This window comes from Aurantibacter sp. (genome assembly GCF_039941195.1).
Taxonomy (GTDB): domain Bacteria; phylum Bacteroidota; class Bacteroidia; order Flavobacteriales; family Flavobacteriaceae; genus Aurantibacter_A.
In genome coordinates this window covers 1-19,356 of sequence record NZ_JBDVFA010000043.1, presented here as the reverse complement: position 1 = coordinate 19,356, position 19,356 = coordinate 1, and the positions used below count along the sequence as shown (strand labels likewise).

Below are 19,356 nucleotides of genomic sequence, written 5' to 3'. Positions count from 1 at the left end.
ACATAGGATGCAAAAATATTACCCATGGTACTATCTTCCCATCCAGGGCAAACAATTGGCAAGTTTTTTTCTGCTGCTGCATACATCCAAGAATCTTTTAAATCGATTTCATAGTGTTCCTCTAACACTCCAGAAAGTAATAATTTATACATATACTCATGTGGTAAATATCTTTCTCCCTTTGCTTCAGCATCCATCCAAATTTTAACAATGTGTTCTTGAATTCTTCTAAAAGCTTCTTCCTCAGGAATACAAGTATCTGTTACTCTATTCAATCCTTTTTCTAATAAAGCCCATTCATCTTTCGGAGTTAAATCTCGATAATTAGGAACTCGTTTATAATGCGAATGCGCCACCAGATTCATTATATCTTCTTCTAAATTAGCACCAGTACACGACACAATTTGCACCTTATCTTGGCGTATCATTTCAGCAAATATTTTACCTAACTCTGCTGTAGACATTGCACCTGCTAATGAAACAAGCATTTTAGAACCCTGGTTCAATTGGTCTTCATATCCTTTTGCAGCATCGACTAGAGCAGCCGAATTAAAATGCAAATAATATTTTTCTATAAAATTAGAAATTGGCCCTCTAGATGTCATCATCGTCAAACTTTAAAGAGTTATTATTGCTTTTGTATTCTATATCATACGTATTATCGTAATCATTATCTATGGCTTCATCCATAAATTTATAGCTCAACATTTTATAGTATAATTTAGCTGCTAAAAAATCTGAGGGTTTACTAGTTTCATTAGGACATAATTCAACAATGTCGAAACCGACAACATTCTTTTCCTTAAATACTTGTTTTAAAAAATCTAACGTTTCATACCAGAATAATCCACCTGGCTCAGGAGTGCCAGTAGCAGGTAAAATAGATGGATCAAGAGCATCTAAATCAAAAGTAATAAACACATTTTCGGTACACATTTCCACAACTTTGTCTAGCCAAAATTCATCGTTAACCATATCATGAGCGAAAAAGGTTTTTTCCTCATCTAAAATCGTCATTTCAATGGCATCCATAGAACGAATACCAACTTGAATTAAATTGGTTGTCTGGCTTGCCTCATAAACTGCGCAAGCATGGTTGTATTTGGAGCCTTCGTATGTTTCTCTTAAATCGGCATGTGCATCAATATGCAGTACAGTTAAATTATCAAAACATTCATTAAAAGCACGTATTGAACCAATAGAAATGGAATGTTCGCCACCAAATAAGGTTACAAATTTATTTCGTTTTATATACTCTTTAGTTGCTTTATGCACTGCATTAACTACAGCTTCTGCAGAAGTATTTTCGCTAATAGGAGCTGTTAAATGCACCCCTTGTTTATAAACCTCTGTAGCTGTTTCTATATCATAAAGCTCCATATTTTCTGAAGCCTTTAAAAATGCATCAGGACCTTTATCAGCCCCTTTACCCCAAGTACTTGTACCATCAAAAGGCACAGGGATTAAAATTACTTTTGCAGTTTCTAACTGCGCGAATTCGTCAGCAATACCTGCGTAATTCCTTACTGTTTTCATTTTTTTAAATTGTTTTTTAAAATATATTTTTTGTTACTCGATATTGAATTTACTTGACAGTATCGACAATTTTTATTTATTAATTAGCTTTCAATTAGCACAGCATTTTCTACACTGGTTTCAGCAGCCATTGACTGAGAGTTATACCCTAATATCTTCATTAAATCTTCTGATTTTTGCTGCGGACTAAATAGTGTTTTAACCACATTACCAGCGGCATCTTTATCAATTAAAATATGCTTTGGCTGTGGAATTAAACAATGTTGCAACCCTCCAAACCCTCCAATCGTTTCTTGATATGCCCCAGTATTGAAAAAACCAATGTAAAGTGGCTTTTCGCGTTTATACTTTGGAAGATATATTGCGTTCATGTTTTGCTCACTATTGTAATAATCATCGCTATCGCAAGTAAGACCACCTAAAAGAACCCGCTCGTATTCATCATTCCATCTATTAATAGGAAGCATTATAAAACGCTTATTAATAGCCCATGTATCGGGTAATGTTGTAATGAAAGAAGAATCAATCATATTCCATTTTTCGCGGTCATTCTGTTGTTTTTGATATAAGATTTCGTAGATAGCACCACCACTTTCGCCTACTGTAAAACTTCCGAATTCTGTGAAAATATTTGGCACAGGTACATCGGCTTCTGCGCAGGTTAGATTAATTTGATTTACGATTTCATCAATCATATATTGATAATCATATTCAAAAGCCAACGAGTTTTTTATCGGAAACCCTCCACCAATATTTAGGCTATCTAAAGTGGGGCAAATCTTTTTTAGTCGAACATAGACTTTAAGACATTTAGCCAATTCATTCCAATAATAGGCGTTATCACGAATACCCGTATTAATAAAAAAGTGAAGCATTTTAAGCGTAACTTTTTCATTACCTTGAATTTGATTTTCGTAAAAGGGTACAATGTTCTTATAGCCTATACCTAATCTAGATGTATAAAATTCAAATTTAGGCTCCTCTTCAGAAGCAATTCTAATTCCAACTTGAAAATCATCATTAATGACATCTGAAAGCAAATCAATTTCTTCATAATTATCAATTATAGGAATGCAATTGCGATGGCCACTATTTATAAGTCTACCTATATTTTCAACATATTGTGCACGCTTAAATCCGTTGCAAATAACAAAAGTGTTGTTCTTAATTTTACCGTCCTCTTTCAGTTGCTCAATAATATTAATATCGAAAGCAGAAGAAGTTTCAATATGAATTTCATTCTTTAAAGCTTCGTGTAATACATGTTGAAAATGAGAACTTTTGGTGCAATAGCAATATTTGTAATCACCTTTATATTGGTGCTTTGCAATAGCATTTGCAAACCAATTTTTGGCCTTATTTATATTATCTGAAATTTTTGGCAGATAAGTGAATTTCAATGGACTACCGTATTCTGCGATTAGTTCGTTTAATTCAATTCCGTGAAAGCGTAAGTACTCCCCCTCTAGTACAAATTCTTCTTGTGGAAACTCATAGGTTTGATCGATTAGATCAATATATTTCGTGTTCATTACTGATACTTAATTAAAATAGAAAATTCGACAATTGTAATAGCAAGTATGTTTGCTAAGTATTAATAAATTGCAATGAAATTCTACCTCAGATCAATATCTGTCTTTGAGTAGTAGGAAGAAAAAAATAATCGTGCTGACTGCCGACTATTTCAAATACTACAGAAGTTAGCTTTAAAATTCGGCCACCCATCTGATGGGCTGTTATGAGGTTTGACTTCTTAATTCCCCATAACCCGAACATAGAAACATGGTTCATAATGTTCAGCTATCGCTAAAAAAGAAAAATCGTTGTTATTTCGATTTGACATGGCAAAACAAAACAAAAAAAATTAAAAAACAAGATTTTTCAAATAAATTACGAAATACTACCGAAAAAAGATTTTGCGATATAAAATATTTAATTTAAAAAGCTTATTTCCAGAACTTTAACTTCGTTATTTGCCACAAAAATTAATTAATAATTTCAAAATAAAGCTTAAAAAATGGTATATTATTGCTCAATTATTAGCTATTGATTCCAAATTTGATTTAAAAAAAAGTCAATTTTTATCGCAAGTGATAAAGGAAAATATTTAAAGCACATAAAAACCGCTCCAAGTATAACCTATATGCTTCATTCAAATCTTTATATTTGAAATAATCTATCGCAAATACTATGGAAAAAAATACACTACGAAACTTAAAATTTTTACTTTTCATATGCTGTACTGCATTTGGCTTAAGCACGGAGGCACAAATTAAATCGGGCGTTTATATTTCGGACTTAGACAATGTTATTCATGAACTTAAAATAACTAACAATTATATGGTTCATAGTATTTATGAAAAATCCCCATCCAGATTCATTAAAACAGAAGGTGGTTCCTATACCATTAAAGGTTCAGAATTGAATGTTAAACTGGAATTTAATTCGAATTTCGAAGGAGATAATATTAAGTCATTACACATTCCTTTTACAGTAAAAAACCAGCAATTAATTTTGGGCACTAATCCAAGATTACTATTCGACAAATCTAAAACTACAACACAAGAATTGGATGGGCAATGGCTTTTTGCCACACGAGGACCAGACACAGGTCAAGAACGTAGAGGGGAACAAAGCGCTAGAAAAACATTAAAATTTCTGATAGATGGCAGATTTCAATGGATTGCCTACAATACAGAAACTTTTAAATTTCATGGCACTGGAGGCGGTTCTTTTATTTCTAAAAATGGCAACTATACCGAAAAAATAGAGTTTTTTTCCAAAGACAATTCTAGAGTCGGTGCGACGCTAAATTTTCAGTATGAAATCAAAAATAACGATTGGCACCATACAGGAAAGAATAGTAAAGGTGAACCACTTTACGAAATTTGGTCAAAGAGGTAATAATGCAAAGGAACCTATTTTAAAATAAGTGAAATAGGTCCTCACTCATAAATAGTTTCATATTAATTATTACGCACTAACAGATAAATTATGTGCTTCTTTATAAATGTTTTCATACTTCTTAACGAATGAGTTTGGACCATCAACATTAAATAGTGAGACTATTCGATTTCTAGATTCTTTGCCTAATTTTCTTCTTTCTACGTCTCCAATTTTTATTAACTTTTTCCAGGCAAATGCTAGTGCTTCATAATCGTCAGGCAAAATTACTTCCCCAATATTACCTACTAAAAATTTGGAATCACCCACATCTGTGACAACGCAAGGAGTTTCACATGACATAGCTTCCCCTATAACATTTGGAAAGGACTCTCCAAAAGAAGAACTGCTAGTAAAAATGTCTAAAGAAGTTAAAATTTCCGTAATATTATTTCGCTCCCCTAATAAGTGTACCCTTTCAGATAATCCTAATTCTTTAATTTGATTTGTTAAAACTAAATTCCTTTCATCCACATTTGGTCCAACCAGAATAAAGTGAACTTCTTCTTCACAATCTTTTACTGTTTCGAAAGCCGCCTTTATCAAGTTAGCATGGTCTTTCATTGGATGAAATCGTGCTACTGATCCAATCAGTATAGAATCTACTGGTAAATTTAAATTCTTTCGCAAATCAAAATTTAAGTCTATAACAGGACTGAACTTATTTATGTCAAAATTATCATTAATTGTAATAGCATTCTCACCAGAATATCCAATGTTAATATGCTGCAACATTCCTTTATTCGCTGAAAAAACAACTCTTTTTATATTCTTTGAAAGAAATGCGGTCAATTTAATAGTAACAGCTAGACTAAACTTTTCATTTTTTAATGCATCTACAGAATGATGAATACTCCAAATAACCGGAACTTTTAATAGAGAAAAAGCTCCTCCTAATTGGGCTATAAAATTACCATGATACATCCAACCTTGAACAACGTCAGGTTTAATCAACTTAAATAAGTTTATTAATCTAATTACTGATCTTGGATTTGGAATACCTCGTTTCATTCCTAAAGAATAAACATCAATATTCAATTCTTTTATTAATTCCTCAAACTTTCCTCCGCTAATCATTGTAATTACTGTTGGAGAAAATCTATTTCTATCGATTCTAGTCAACAATTTATAGAGCATCATTTCCGCCCCACCCGTTCTTAAACCTGTTATAACATAAACAACCTTCAATTTAGACCTATTTACACCTATTTCCATATATCAGTATTATTTTTTTTATAAAAAGCAAATTACCACGAATCAATAGTAACAGCTTTTTGAATATTTATACTTGCCAATCTATAAACCCTTTAAAATCAAATGATAATATATTGCATTAAGGAAATATCGAACTATTAAAATATTATTAAATCGTTAAAAGACTTATTCTGTCGGATGTACTACTATTTTTAATAAGGTCATAGAGGTAATAAACTATTATATTTTGAACATATAGTATACTAATTTAAGATTCAGAATGCTCTTTTTATTCTTATATTTAAGGAGAAGATCAAACTCATTCTGGTAAGTGCATTACAATCCATTTAAATTCTTAGCTACACTAGCATTATCACTGCTTACCCTATACTCATGTGGAGATAGTAAAGATTTCTCTGAACCCTTACCTGATGTTGTAGACTTCAATTTTCATGTTCGTCCTATTTTGGTACAAAACTGTTATTTATGTCATGGTCCGGATGTTACCAGTAGAAAGGCCGGACTACGATTAGACACTTATGAAGGTGCAACTGCTGCATTAAAAGAAGAAGGGTACGCCATTATACCTGGCAATGCTTCAAATAGTAAATTGGTTTATCGCATTAATCATTCCGCACCTGACCAAATAATGCCGCCCCCAGAATCGAATTATAAACTTACAGAACGTGAAAAAGCGCTTTTGGAAAAATGGATTAATCAAGGTGCAGAATGGAAAGACCATTGGGCATTTATTAAACCCGAAAATAAGCAGCGTAATTTTGAAGCAAAAACTATTGATGCTTTAATCGACCATAAATTGCAACAAAAAGGGTTACAAAAAGTACCAGAAGCTAACAAAAGTTCACTTATTCGAAGAGTCTCTTATCTCATTACAGGTTTGCCTCCAACACCAAATGATGTAGAAAAATTTATAACTGACAATTCACCGAATGCCTACAATAAAATGGTGGATAATTATCTCGAATCACCTGCTTATGGTGAACGTTGGGCAAGACATTGGATGGATTTAGTGCGCTATGCAGAAACTAAAGGGCACGAGTTTGATTATCAAATTACAGGTGCATATAAATATCGCGATTATCTTATCCGAGCCTTCAATGATGACATTCCATACAATCAATTATTAAAAGAACACTTGGCTGGTGATTTAATAGAACAACGTATAAATACAAAAACTGGATCCTTAGAATCTCAATTGGGTACCGCCTTTTTTGCCATGGGTGAAGGCAAACATAGCCCGGTAGATATTAAAGAAGAAGAAGCAACATATATCGACAATTTAATCGATGTTACCAGTAAAACATTTCAAGGGTTAACAGTATCATGTGCAAAATGTCATGATCATAAATTCGACCCTATTTCTGCTGCTGATTATTATGCCTTTTACGGCATCATGGAAAGTTCTCGTTTGGGTCCTATTGCTGACATTTCAAAAGAAACTAAACAGACCGCTAAAGAAATTAACGACTTAAAACGTTATATGAAAAAAATGATAGGCAATCAATGGTCTGATTTACCTATTAAGACTGTTGTAGAAAATTCTGAAGAAAACACAGAACCTATTACCGATACTAATTACAAAAATATTGGTGATTTTAGAAGTGTAGATTTTGACGGTTGGCTTTCCAAAGGCTTGGCTTTTGGAGATCAAACCACTCTTGGTAATCCGATAATCGACAAATATTCAAACAAAATAAAAGCTCTTGACAACGGGAGAGCATCAAGCACTACTTACGGCAAAGGTCATTTCGGAATTTTACAATCCCCAAATTTCATTTTAGAAAAGAATTTTATTGGTGTTAAGGCGCGAGGAAAAAACAGTAGCATTCGCATCATTATCGACAATTTTCAAATGATACAAAATCCTATTTATGGAGAACTAGAACATAAAATTAATGACCAAAATTGGAAAAATTATGTTTTTGATATTAGTCCATGGAAGGGTCATAAGGCTTATATTGAAATTCTTCCCGGTCAATTTAAAGGACACAACTATAATCTTTCTGATGAGGCATTTATCGAATCTGAATATGCTATTGTTTATGATTCCGTCTGGCCATCAGAAATAGACCATACTAAGCCAATTTTATCGCAAGAAAAAATTAATTTCGCTACTCTTGAAGTTTCCCCAAATTCCATAAAAAAACTAAATTCTGCCTTAAAAAAAGGAAACTTACCTTCAAGTTTTCCTGAAATAAAGGGAGTAAAAGACAGCAGTGATAATTTAACTCAAAAATTAAAAACAAATGGATTCTATTATGGCTTTACCGAAGGCGAAGCAGTCAATAGCCAAATTTTTAATAGAGGTAATCATAACGACTTATTAGAAGATGAAATACCACGTCGCTTTTTGTCTGCGCTACCGTTAGGTGAAATTCCTTTTCAATCAAAAGGTAGCGGACGTTTAGAATTGGCAGAAGCAATGTTAAACAAAGACAACCCGTTGACCGCTCGAGTTATGACTAATCGAATTTGGCATCATCTTTTTGGCAAAGGCATTGTGGAAACAGTAGACAATTTTGGACTGCAAGGCAAACTCCCTTCTAACCCTGAATTACTAGATTATTTAGCAGTTAACTTCCAAATCAATGGTTGGTCTATAAAAAATCTTATTAGAGAAATCGTTATTTCCGAAGCTTTTAAAAGAAGTACCATCAGAACTGAAGAATTATCAAAAAAAGACCCTAACAATAACTACTTAGCTTCGTTTCCTGTACGACGCATTGAGGCAGAAGCTATTCGCGATGGTATTTTAGTGGTAACCGAAAACCTTGATTCAACTATGTTCGGACCACCAGTAAAAACCTATTTAACAGAATTTATGCAAGGGCGAGGTCGCCCTAATGAATCTGGTCCATTAGATGGAGCCGGTCGCAGAAGTATTTACCAAGAAGTGCGCCGTAATTTTCTAGACCCTATGATGGTAACTTTTGACCGTCCAATTCCATTTAGCACCTTTGGCAAACGTAACATAACGAACGTACCTGCTCAGTCTCTCACTTTAATGAATGACCCTTTTATTAGTGAGCAAGCCGCATCAATGGCAGAAAAATTACTCGCTCAAAAAGAATTGAGTTTCGACAAGAAAATTGAATGGATTTATAAACGAACTTTTTCAAGAAAACCGACTGCTGAGGAAGTACAAAAAGCAGAACAATTTATTTCAAAACTTGAAAAAATGCAACCAAATAATGAAAACGAAAAATCCAAAGAAATCGAAATTTGGAAAGATTTCTGTCATAGCATATTTAACCTAAAAGAATTTATATATCTAATCTAATGGGCAAGTACGATAATTTTATGAAACGCCCCCTTTCGCGTCGCGAAATGCTCGGTATTTGTAAAGGTGGTTTTGGCGCCCTAGCCTTTACTAGTTTGTTTGGTGGCTTACCATTTGGTTGCGAACGACCTAAGAATATTATTAGCACAGCTGATCTTTATCTTGGACCTCATTACCTACCCAAAGCCAAAAACGTTATCTTTTTATATATGGATGGTGGTGTTTCTCAGGTAGATTCCTTTGATCCAAAACCACGATTAGCTAAAGAAAATGGAGAAGATCCAAGAAAAAAGTTTAAAGTAGATGCCACCCAATTTGACAATGTTGGAAAAATATTAAAAAGTCCATGGGAATTTAAACAGCACGGCGAAAGTGGTATGCCGGTAAGTGAACTTTTTCCTCATATTGCTACTTGTGTAGACGACCTCGCTCTTATACGGTCTATGACTTCCAACTTTCCCGAACACACTAATGCAAATTATTTTTTACATACAGGAAGTGGTATACAAGGCAGACCAAGCATGGGATCATGGATGACCTACGGCCTAGGAAGTGAAAATAAAAACATTCCTGGTTATGTTGTATTAGATGGTGGGTTAATTCCACCTGGCGGATTAGATAATTTTAAAAATGGATTTTTACCTGCCTCTTATCAAGCTTCTGTACTACGAGCAGGTGCTGAACCAGTAGCGAATATTTCACCTCAAGAAGTTGTTAAAAATCTTCAAGAGGAAAAATTAAGTTATATCAAAGAATTGGACCATAGTTTAATTGGAAAAATGGGCGAAGTTGACGCCGTTGAATCTGCTATTACAAACTATGAGCTTGCTTATAAAATGCAATCTTCTATTCCTGAACTCACACAATTTTCATCGGAATCTGCAGCAACAAAAAAACTGTACGGTATAGATTCCGACGACCCTCATACTAGAGGCTATGCCGCACAATGTTTATTAGCTCGAAGATTGGTAGAACGTGGCGTTCGTTTTATAGAATTAACCTGCCCAAAAGTAGCCGCCGACCGCTGGGATCAACACAGCAATTTAAGAGATGGTCATGAACGTAATGCACATGCGGTTGACCAACCCATTGCAGGATTGCTCAAAGACTTAAAATCACTGGGATTACTTGAAGAAACATTAGTGGTTTGGACAGGAGAATTTGGACGCACTCCTTTTGCTCAAGGTTCAGATGGACGAGATCATAACCCATCTGCATTTAGCATGTGGATGGCTGGTGCCGGAATAAAAGGTGGTACGATTTATGGCAAAACTGATGAATACGGATATCGTGTTATTGAGAATGAAGTTACCGTGCATGATCTACATGCTACTATTATGCATCTATTAGGCATTAATCATGAACAATTGACCTTTCGTTTTGGCGGACGAGACATGAGACTTACCGATGTTCACGGCCATGTTATGAAAGATATTCTAGCATAGAATAATCTTCAAAAAAAGTATTAAGGTTAACAAACAACAGTTATAAATGAAATTAATAATAAAGTTATCACTGGTATTAATTCTAATAAATCCTTCATTTTTAATTGGCCAAAGCAGCTCAGAAATAAAGCATTCTTTTTTTATAGCGGGGCCACAATTTACGGGAATAATTGGTGAATCTGGTGAGGTTTTGTGGGATTCAAAAAAACCAAAAGCAAGAGATGGATACGTCCTTAAAAATGGAAACATAATAATTTGTTGGGCGGATGTCGTTAAGGAGTTTGACAAAAATAAAAAAGTAGTTTTCAGTTACAAACGACCAAAAGAATCTATGGAATTAGGCACGGCAGTTCGTCTGAAAAATGGCAATACGATGATAACTGAGTCTGGTGAAAATCCGAGAATTATTGAAGTCAATAAAAAAGGAACAATTATTAAAAGCACCCCATTACAACCCGAAACTGACAATGTTCATATGCAAACACGAATGGCGCGTAAATTAGAAAATGGAAATTATCTTGTTCCCCATCTACTTGCTTTTTCTGTAAAAGAATACCAGCCTGACGGCACCGTAGTTAACATATTTAAAACTGATAAATCAGAATTAGATGGTAGAAATGCAGAAAATTGGCCTTTTACGGCAATCAGACTTAAAGATGGAAACACTATTGTTACACTTACTCATGGAAACAAAATTGTGGAGCTCGACAAATATGGTAATGTAGTATGGAAAGTTTCAAATGACAACTTTAAAGAAAACCCTTTCGCAGACCCTTGCGGTGCTCAAAGATTACCAAATGGCAACACCGTTATTGCAAGTTATGGCGCTAAAGATGGAATTAAATTATTTGAAATTGACAAGGACAAAAATCTACTGTGGACTTACGATAATTATAAAGTGCATCATTTTCAAATCCTAACTACCAACGGAAAAAAACTCAAAAAAGACCCGTTAAAATAATAGTAATGGTATTGAACTTAATGCTAAATATTGGCTTCCTAGAAAATCCGCCTGACTTTCTTAAGTTCTTAGGAAGATTTCACCCTTTAGTAGTACACTTACCTATTGGGTTTTTATTGCTGGCGATTATTGCTCAGTTCGCAACGCGATGGCCTAAATTCAACCCCATTAAACCGTTTCTGATTTACCTATGGGGATTAGGGGCTATTGGATCTTTTGTTACCGTCCTTTTTGGCTATTTTCTTTCGTTATCTGGAGATTATGATACTGATACTTTATTCTGGCACAAATGGAGTGGGATTGCCGTTTTTATATTCTCGGCAGCAATGTATTATCTTTTTAATACTTCTTTAAAAGTTAATGAATTTATTAAATGGGCGTTCTCAATTCTTGTTCTGGCATTGATAGCATTCACAGGGCATAAGGGAGGAAACTTAACTCATGGGCAAACATATTTATTCGAATATGCTCCAAATGTTGTAAGAGGTATCGCGGGACTTCAACCTAAGGTTATCCCAAGAAAAAAAGTAACTGTACTAGACTCCGCAGATATTTATCTAGATCTGATACAACCGATGATGGACAGCAAATGTATTAGCTGTCATAATAGTGAAAAAAAGAAGGGTGATTTACTTTTAACATCTTATAATAATATGATGTTAGGAAGTGAAAACGGTGAAGTTATTATTCCTGGAGATTCTGAAACTAGTGAATTATTTAGAAGAATTACTCTACCCGAAAATCATGATGATTTTATGCCTACTGAAGGTAAAAGACCACTTACTGAAGAGGAAATTGAAATTATTGATTTTTGGATAACAACAGGAGCACCGAAAAACGGATACCTCACTGAAATCGATACTGACAAAAAAATTACTCAGCTAGCGACAAAGTACCTCGGATTAGATAAAAATGACATACTAAATAAAGTAGTTATAGCACCTAACAAAGTCGTGATTGACTCTTTACGGCGCAGCGGGTTTATCATTAATCGTTTGATGAATGACAACAATTTCATAGAAGCTAATTTTAGCTTAAGCGAACGAAATTTGGAGACTAAAGACCTAGATTTACTTTTGGAATTAAAAGAACAGCTTATTTGGCTAAACTTATCCAATACTCAAACAAAGGATCTTCATCTTGAAAAAATTGGCCAATTGGAAAATTTGGTCAAATTAAATCTGCGCGACAATTACATCACTGACGATGGTTTAAAACAACTATATAATCTCAAAAATTTAGAGTCTATCAATTTGTCTAAAACTAAAATTTCTGAAGGTATTCTAGAAATCAGTTCAAAATTTGCACGGCTTAAAACTATATATCTTTGGCAGTCAAATGCCAATGACACGCTTATAAAACAGCTTCAAAACGAAAACAAGAACCTTAAAATAATATACAAAAGAGCATCAGAACTTTAAATATGGTTTTCAATCGAACCAAACCGTTTCAAAATCTACTCGAAGATTTGATAAAATTTCCTGATGGTCTGCTCTTGAAGTAAAATGCTTTGTTTCGTACGGATCTAAATTTAAATCTAGTAACTGTTCTTCATTCCCATCGCCGAAATAACGTATAAATTTATATCCATCTTCATGCACTACCATTCTACCCACTTCTGTTTCAACACCTAGTGTTTCACGCCAAGAAGTATCATTCTCAAATAAAGATTTAATACTCAAACCTCTTGGATCTGAAGTCCCTTTTAATCCAGCATAATCAGTTAACGTAGGGAGTAAATCAAGTCCGTTCGATATTAAATGAGTAGAATCCACTACTCCTGCCGGAATTTGACCTTTCCACATCATTAAAAATGGAACATTTGTTGATTCTTCGTATGGCGTAGACTTATGTTCCATACGATGAGCACTATCCATATCACCATGGTCAGATGAGAATATAATTAACGTATTTTCTTCTTCTCCTGAATCTCGAACAGCATCGAGTACTGTTTGAATTTGTTTATCTACAGTCTCGGTTAAACGACAATAAGCCCATCGGTGTAAACGCCAATTTTTATCAGTATATTCTTCCCTTGCTTTTTTTCTAAAATTACGCTGATTCAATAGAGCCTGTATCGCTTTTGGTTCTCCTTCTTGAGGCTCATAATTTGGTGGTAAGGGTGGCGCATATGATTTATAAAATTCATCATCTGAAATTCCCATTGGTTTTAAAAGAGCCTTATCTAGAGTGGACACTTCTTCTACTCCATTTGAAATAAGTCTTTTTTCATGATCTGTTTCGGCAAAATCTCGAATAGCCATATAGCAAATATCATGAGGATTTATCATTGAAACTACCATAAAGTATGGATTCTTTGGTTTACTACTTATGAAATCTGCAGCATCTTTCGCAAGGGCCGATCTTTCGTCATCACTAATAATAGTAAAACCTAGTTCTTCAGGCAGAAGTGGTTTTGGTAAGTGTTGTTTGCCACCAAAAATTAAATCATAACCCGCTTTCTTTAAATAAGATGAAATTGTTGAGTTCTTTACTTCATCCGATATTTGTGAAACTCGAATCGCACCCCAATTTTCGTACACTTTATTTCCTTTATCATCTTTGAACGCTCCAGGAAATCTACCTGTCATCAAACTCATACGAGAAGGTGTACAAACCGGATTAGTAACATAGGCACGTGTAAAACGCACTCCGTTTTCAGCGATGTAATCCATAGCAGGCGTCTTCAACCATTTATTTCCAGCACAACTCATCATTGATGCATGTTGTTGGTCTGTGAATATGTAAATGATATTCGGTTTTTTATTCGACTGGGCGCAAATAGAACTGCAAATTGATAATAAAACAATTAACAATAATCCTCTTTGGTTATTCATTTTTCAGTTTTTAGTCGTAATAGCTATGTTAAAATTAGCGCAGGTCACATTACGAATAAACAAAAAAAATACCGGGCTAACAAAAACTTAAACTTCGGTTAAGCCGATATTGTATTTTATCAAATCTTTTCTTAATCCATTGAACTTCAAATAAGAAAAAAGTAGATTTTAAAGTTTTTTCTTACTATTAAAATAATGTGCTACGTACTAAAATATCACGAGTTAAACATTAATTATTATACTTTGCTAATTCTGGTTTTTACCCATCAAAATACTAATACCTTTTACTATCTTGTAAGCTATTACAAGGACCCATTCAAACCGATATCATGCATAAAAAACAAAAAACACCAGTTACTAGTCATAAAGATTCACGAAGAAAATTTATAAAAAAGAGCTCAATGGCTTTTTTAGCAGGGAGTATCCTACCCCAGTTTAGCGCTAAGAGTTATAGCCAGATTATCGGTGCAAACGAACGCATCAATGCTTCTATAATGGGTGTAAATAGTCGTGGAAATGCCTTAGCTCAAAATTTTGCTAGCCAGAACAACTGTGATGTTATTCACGTTTCGGATGTAGACAGTAGAGCGATAACAAAATGCCTTACAGGTCTTAAAGAGCGTCAAAACGTTAAAGTAAAAACCTTTACTGATTTTCGAAAATCATTAGAAAGTAAAGATGTAGATGTATTGGTAATTGCCGCACCCGACCATTGGCATGCACCTGCATCACTTTTAGCAATGCAATCAGACAAGCATGTATACGTTGAAAAGCCATGTAGTCACAACCCGAAAGAAGGAGAAATTCTTGTCGAGGCTGCTATTAAATATAATAAAATAGTGCAGATGGGCAACCAACGAAGATCTTGGCCAAATGTAATTGCAGGCATAAACGCGGTTAAAAATGGTGAAATAGGCAATGTATATTTCGGTAAAGGTTGGTACACTAACAATAGGGCTTCCATTGGTATTGGCAAAGAAACAGCGGTACCAGATTGGCTTAATTGGGAACTTTGGCAAGGCCCAGCTCCTCGTAAAAACTTCAAGGATAATCTTGTACATTACAATTGGCATTGGCATTGGCATTGGGGCACAGGTGAAGCTTTAAATAATGGCACACACATGGTAGATTTATTACGATGGGGTATGGATGCTGACTATCCTACAAAGGTAAGTTCAAATGGAGGTCGTTATCGTTACAATGACGACTGGGAAACGCCAGACACACAAGTGATTAATCTTGACTTTGACAATGGCACTACTATGTCTTGGGAAGGCAGAAGTTGCAATGGCAAACCAATTGAAGGCAGTTCTGTTGGCGTTGTATTTTATGGGGAAAACGGTAGTATATTGATTCCTGGAGGAAATAGTTATACTCTTTTCGACCTTAAAGGAAATGTAGTAAAAGAAGTTAAGCCAACTGAAATTATAGACCCACGTAACAAAAGCAATCCAGCTGAAAAATTAGATGCCTTACACATACAGAATATGTTTGAAGGTATTCGTAACGGCGGAAATTTGAATGCAGACGTTGATTCGGGTCACAAAAGTACTTTGTTAGTGCAGCTCGGCAATATTTCGCAACGTGTTGGACAATCACTCGATATTGACAATACAAATGGTCATATCAAAAATAACGCTGATGCACAAAAATTATGGAGCCGTCAATATGAGAATGGTTGGGAAATGAAATTATAAAATAATATTATGCAGAACAGAAGATCATTCATAAATAAATTAAGTAAAGGTTCAGCACTATCAGCAATTGCTTTATATAGTCCAGTTTCACTTTTTTCACAGTTTACGACTAAGAAAACTACAATGGCCAAACCATTTAAAATAGGAATTATTGGGGCCGAAAATTCGCATACCGCAGGTTTTGGTAAGCTTTTTAATATCGAAAAAGCTTTCCCTGGAATGGAAGTTAAATACGTTTGGGGAGAAACCGAAGAGTTCGCCAAAATAGCCATGGAAAAAGGAAAAATTCCTAAAATGGTTAAGGACTCCAATGATATGCTTGGTAAAATAGATGGGTTAATTGTTGACCATCGACATGGTAAATTTCATCTAGAGCCTGCAATTCCATTTATAAAAGCGGGCATACCTACGTTCATTGATAAGCCTTTTTGCTATCGTGCAAAAGAAGGTAAAGCCTTTTTGGAACTAGCTAAAAAACATGGCACCCCTGTTACATCATTCAGCTCCATCGCAAATAGCTACGCGACCTATGATATTAAAAAACAATTAGAAAGTCTTGGCACTATTAATCAAGTAGTACGCTCTGGTAGGGTTAATCTGGATTCTGAATATGGAGGTGTTTTCTTTTACGGAGCACATACAATACAACCCTTACTTTATCTATTTGATGAACCAGTAGTAAAAGTTCGCATTAATGAAAATGGAGAAAATAGTGGCGCCAACCTAATATTTAAAAGTGGTATGTTAGCCAGTTTAGTTTTTACAACCAAAAAGTATGGTTGGCAAACTTTTGTTGAAACAGAAGAAGGTGTTGTTGAATTGAAATCAAAGGCAGAAGAAGCTAAGCCAGGCAAAAACTATGTAGATATGGTTGAGATGTTTAAGACTGGAAAAGAACCCCGTAAACATGAGGATATTATACATGGCGTAGCCATATTAGAAGCTTTGGAAAAATCTATTTCTAGCGGAAAATGGGAGAATGTATTGAGTTATGATGAAATTTAAATTTTACGAATGTAAGTGAAAATCCATTTGCAATTTTGACACCTTATTTTTCGTACTACCGTATTTAGGGATACTTAAAAACAAAACCATTATTCAGTAAATAAATTCGGCAACCATAATGAAATTTCTGGAATCAGTGTGACTAAAATCAGCACGACAAAACTGACTATGAGAAATGGGAAACCTGATTTAGCGACCTCTCCTATGGAAATTTTCCCAATACTTGAGGCTACAAAAAGGCAAACACCAACTGGCGGTGTTGTTAAACCAATAATAAGATTTAACACAGCAATTACTGCAAAGTGAATCGGATCAACATCTACAGCAAGAGCTACTTTCAACAAAATAGGAAAGAGTATTAATAAAGCTGCAATGGTTTCCATAAAGGTACCAACTACAATCAATAAAAGATTAATAAGCAAAAGCACAACATACTTATTAGTTGTAAAACCTAAAATCTCACTCGATATCGTTTGCGGTATTTGCTCCGTAATTAAAATATAACCAAACAAATTAGCAAAACCGACCAACACCATTAACGACGCTGATGTTTTCATGCTATCCAGAATTACCACTTGAATATTCTTGAAATTCAATTTTTTATAAACAAAAAGTCCAATAATCAACGCATATAATACTGCGATAATTGAAGCCTCTGTAGGGGTGAAAATTCCTCCAATAATTCCATAAAGTATAATGAAAGTCATTAGTAATGACCAAAAAGTATCAATAAATCCACGAACTACTTGACCTAAACTACTACGTTCGTGTTTAGGGTAATTTTTCTTCTTAGAAATAAAGTACGCTGTAAAAAGCAAACCAACTCCAAGAAGTAAGCCAGGCAATGCTCCAGCCAAAAATAATTTCCCAACGGACAAACCGCTAAGAGTAGCTGCAATAATCATTGGCACACTTGGAGGTATCATAGGACCAACAGTAGAGGAAGCAGCTGTCACCGCACAAGAAAAACCAGTATCATAACCTTCTTTCTTCATAGCAGGTATCATAATAGAACCCATACTTGCTGTATCAGAAATAGCTGTTCCTGAAATACCCGCAAAGAGCATTGAAGCTCCAATATTAACCAATGAAAGCCCACCTCTAATATGACCTAACAAATGGTTACAAAACGAAATTATCCTTTCAGTTAACCCTCCATAATTCATTAAATTACCAGCCATTATAAATCCGGGAACACTTAGCAAAACGAAAACATCTATACCCGAATACATTTTCATGGGCACAATAATTAAGGGAATACCTTTAACCAGCAAATAGCTTAAACAAGCTAAACCCAATGAAAAAGCAATGGGGAAACGAAGCACTAAACAGACTACAAAAACAAGTACTAAGACCCAAATCATGCTTTTTATTTTCTAAAATTCTTGATAATCTTAATCACTAAATAATAACAAATGGATACTGACATTATGAACATACTAAAAAATGCCACGCCCATATTAAATCCCATACTAGGTGATTTTTCCGCAAAACCTAGCATCACAAATCGCATTGAATATATTGCCATTATTAAAAACAAGACTAAGGAAATGATGGGAATTGCCATCAATAAAAGGTGCTGAAACTTTTTTGAAAAACGACTATAAAACATATCTAGATGAACATAGTAATTGCTTTTCATAGCCAAACCAGCCGCAAAAGCCATAGCATAAATGAAAAAGATACGCGATGCTTCTTCAGTCCAAGAAGGTGTTGCAATAGGTGTAAATCGACAAATAATCTGTATCACCACAGTTGAAATAAGCCCCCAGGTGCTAATCAAAACACCGTATTTCAAAACACGGCCAATGTTTTTATGCAGCATCTTTTTCAGCTTTTAATTGATGGTAAATTTCTTGCATTTCTGGAGATAGACTGTCATAAATAGCTTTTTCACTCTTCTTTTGAAAAGCATCTTTATCTACTTTAATAAACTCCATACCTTTTGCCTTTAATTCTTCCTGAACGCTTTTCTCATTTTCTAGAAAAAGTTTATGTTCATAAGCCTGCATATCTTTTCCAGCTTGCAAAAAAATCTCTTGAAGATCTGGTGGTAATTTTTGAAATTGCTTTTCTCCAACTACTGGATAAACCCAACTAAGCACATGACCTGTAAGATTTAAGTATTTTTGAACCTCTGCAAATCCAGCATTATTTATCATTGCAAAAGGATTTTCTTGCGCTTCAATTGTACCTTGCTGCAAGGAAGTAAAAACTTCTGAAAATGCCATTGGAGTTGGTTTTGCACCTAGTGCTTTCCACGTATCAACAAAGGAAGGGACATTTGGCACACGTATGATTAATCCTTTTAGATCATCGGGATGTCGAATTGGTCTATTGGAAGTTAAATGCCTTTCACCCCTTTGAAAATGCCCTAATGCTCGAAGACCAGATTTTTCAATCATTTCAGTTTCCATTAGTTTACCTATTGGCCCCT

15 protein-coding genes are annotated in these 19,356 nt (G+C 34.5%); 7 read left to right on the top strand and 8 right to left on the bottom strand.

The window, feature by feature from the left end:
* The 3 genes from ABJF52_RS08110 to ABJF52_RS08100 form a co-directional block, all read right to left on the bottom strand.
* Positions 1–605 (bottom strand): deoxyhypusine synthase family protein (locus ABJF52_RS08110; RefSeq protein ID WP_348148911.1); only part of this gene is annotated, 605 nt, incomplete at its 3' end.
* Entirely contained in the window at positions 595–1,536 is a 942-nt protein-coding gene (gene speB / locus ABJF52_RS08105) for an agmatinase (protein WP_348148909.1), read from the bottom strand. The genes ABJF52_RS08110 and speB, both read right to left, overlap by 11 nt.
* 83 nt (positions 1,537–1,619) lie before the next feature.
* Positions 1,620–3,068 (bottom strand): arginine decarboxylase, encoded by a 1,449-nt coding sequence (locus ABJF52_RS08100; RefSeq protein ID WP_348148907.1) that lies wholly within the window; start codon positions 3,066–3,068, stop codon positions 1,620–1,622.
* Positions 3,069–3,726: 658 nt separating this feature from the next.
* Here ABJF52_RS08100 and ABJF52_RS08095 point away from each other — a divergent pair.
* Entirely contained in the window at positions 3,727–4,440 is a 714-nt protein-coding gene (locus ABJF52_RS08095) for a hypothetical protein (protein ID WP_348148905.1), read from the top strand.
* A gap of 69 nt (positions 4,441–4,509) precedes the next feature.
* On the opposite strand, the gene ABJF52_RS08090 is transcribed toward ABJF52_RS08095, so the two are convergent.
* Complete coding sequence (locus ABJF52_RS08090; RefSeq protein ID WP_348148902.1) at positions 4,510–5,694, bottom strand: glycosyltransferase; 1,185 nt, start codon at positions 5,692–5,694, stop codon at positions 4,510–4,512.
* Between the two features lie 310 nt (positions 5,695–6,004).
* Here ABJF52_RS08090 and ABJF52_RS08085 point away from each other — a divergent pair, with 310 nt between their 5' ends.
* From ABJF52_RS08085 to ABJF52_RS08070, 4 genes are read left to right on the top strand one after another with little or no spacing between them, the layout of a single operon-like run.
* Complete coding sequence (locus tag ABJF52_RS08085) at positions 6,005–8,974, top strand: PSD1 and planctomycete cytochrome C domain-containing protein (RefSeq protein WP_348148899.1); 2,970 nt, start codon at positions 6,005–6,007, stop codon at positions 8,972–8,974.
* Entirely contained in the window at positions 8,974–10,419 is a 1,446-nt protein-coding gene (locus ABJF52_RS08080; RefSeq protein ID WP_348148896.1) for a DUF1501 domain-containing protein, read from the top strand. Before ABJF52_RS08085 ends, ABJF52_RS08080 begins: the two co-directional genes overlap by 1 nt.
* Positions 10,420–10,465: 46 nt before the next feature.
* Positions 10,466–11,380 carry a hypothetical protein gene (locus ABJF52_RS08075; RefSeq protein ID WP_348148893.1) on the top strand — a complete coding sequence of 305 codons (915 nt, stop codon included), beginning with the start codon at positions 10,466–10,468 and terminating at the stop codon, positions 11,378–11,380.
* 5 nt (positions 11,381–11,385) lie between these two features.
* Complete coding sequence (locus tag ABJF52_RS08070; protein WP_348148890.1) at positions 11,386–12,801, top strand: c-type cytochrome domain-containing protein; 1,416 nt, start codon at positions 11,386–11,388, stop codon at positions 12,799–12,801.
* Positions 12,802–12,810: 9 nt separating this feature from the next.
* Here ABJF52_RS08070 and ABJF52_RS08065 read toward each other — a convergent pair whose 3' ends face one another.
* Complete coding sequence (locus ABJF52_RS08065; protein WP_348148887.1) at positions 12,811–14,217, bottom strand: sulfatase-like hydrolase/transferase; 1,407 nt, start codon at positions 14,215–14,217, stop codon at positions 12,811–12,813.
* Between the two features lie 329 nt (positions 14,218–14,546).
* Here ABJF52_RS08065 and ABJF52_RS08060 point away from each other — a divergent pair, with 329 nt between their 5' ends.
* Together ABJF52_RS08060 and ABJF52_RS08055 are read left to right on the top strand one after the other, a co-directional pair.
* Positions 14,547–15,914 carry a Gfo/Idh/MocA family oxidoreductase gene (locus ABJF52_RS08060; protein ID WP_348148884.1) on the top strand — a complete coding sequence of 456 codons (1,368 nt, stop codon included), beginning with the start codon at positions 14,547–14,549 and terminating at the stop codon, positions 15,912–15,914.
* Between the two features lie 9 nt (positions 15,915–15,923).
* Positions 15,924–16,919, top strand: a complete 996-nt coding sequence (locus ABJF52_RS08055; protein ID WP_348148881.1) for a Gfo/Idh/MocA family oxidoreductase — start codon at positions 15,924–15,926, stop codon at positions 16,917–16,919.
* Between the two features lie 89 nt (positions 16,920–17,008).
* Here ABJF52_RS08055 and ABJF52_RS08050 read toward each other — a convergent pair whose 3' ends face one another.
* The 3 genes from ABJF52_RS08050 to ABJF52_RS08040 form a co-directional block, all read right to left on the bottom strand.
* Positions 17,009–18,283 carry a TRAP transporter large permease gene (locus tag ABJF52_RS08050; RefSeq protein WP_348148878.1) on the bottom strand — a complete coding sequence of 425 codons (1,275 nt, stop codon included), beginning with the start codon at positions 18,281–18,283 and terminating at the stop codon, positions 17,009–17,011.
* Between the two features lie 5 nt (positions 18,284–18,288).
* Positions 18,289–18,744: a TRAP transporter small permease subunit gene (locus tag ABJF52_RS08045; protein WP_348148875.1), complete on the bottom strand. Its 456-nt coding sequence runs from the start codon at positions 18,742–18,744 to the stop codon at positions 18,289–18,291.
* On the bottom strand, positions 18,734–19,356 hold a 623-nt coding region (locus tag ABJF52_RS08040), incomplete at its 5' end, for a TRAP transporter substrate-binding protein (protein ID WP_348148872.1). The genes ABJF52_RS08045 and ABJF52_RS08040, both read right to left, overlap by 11 nt.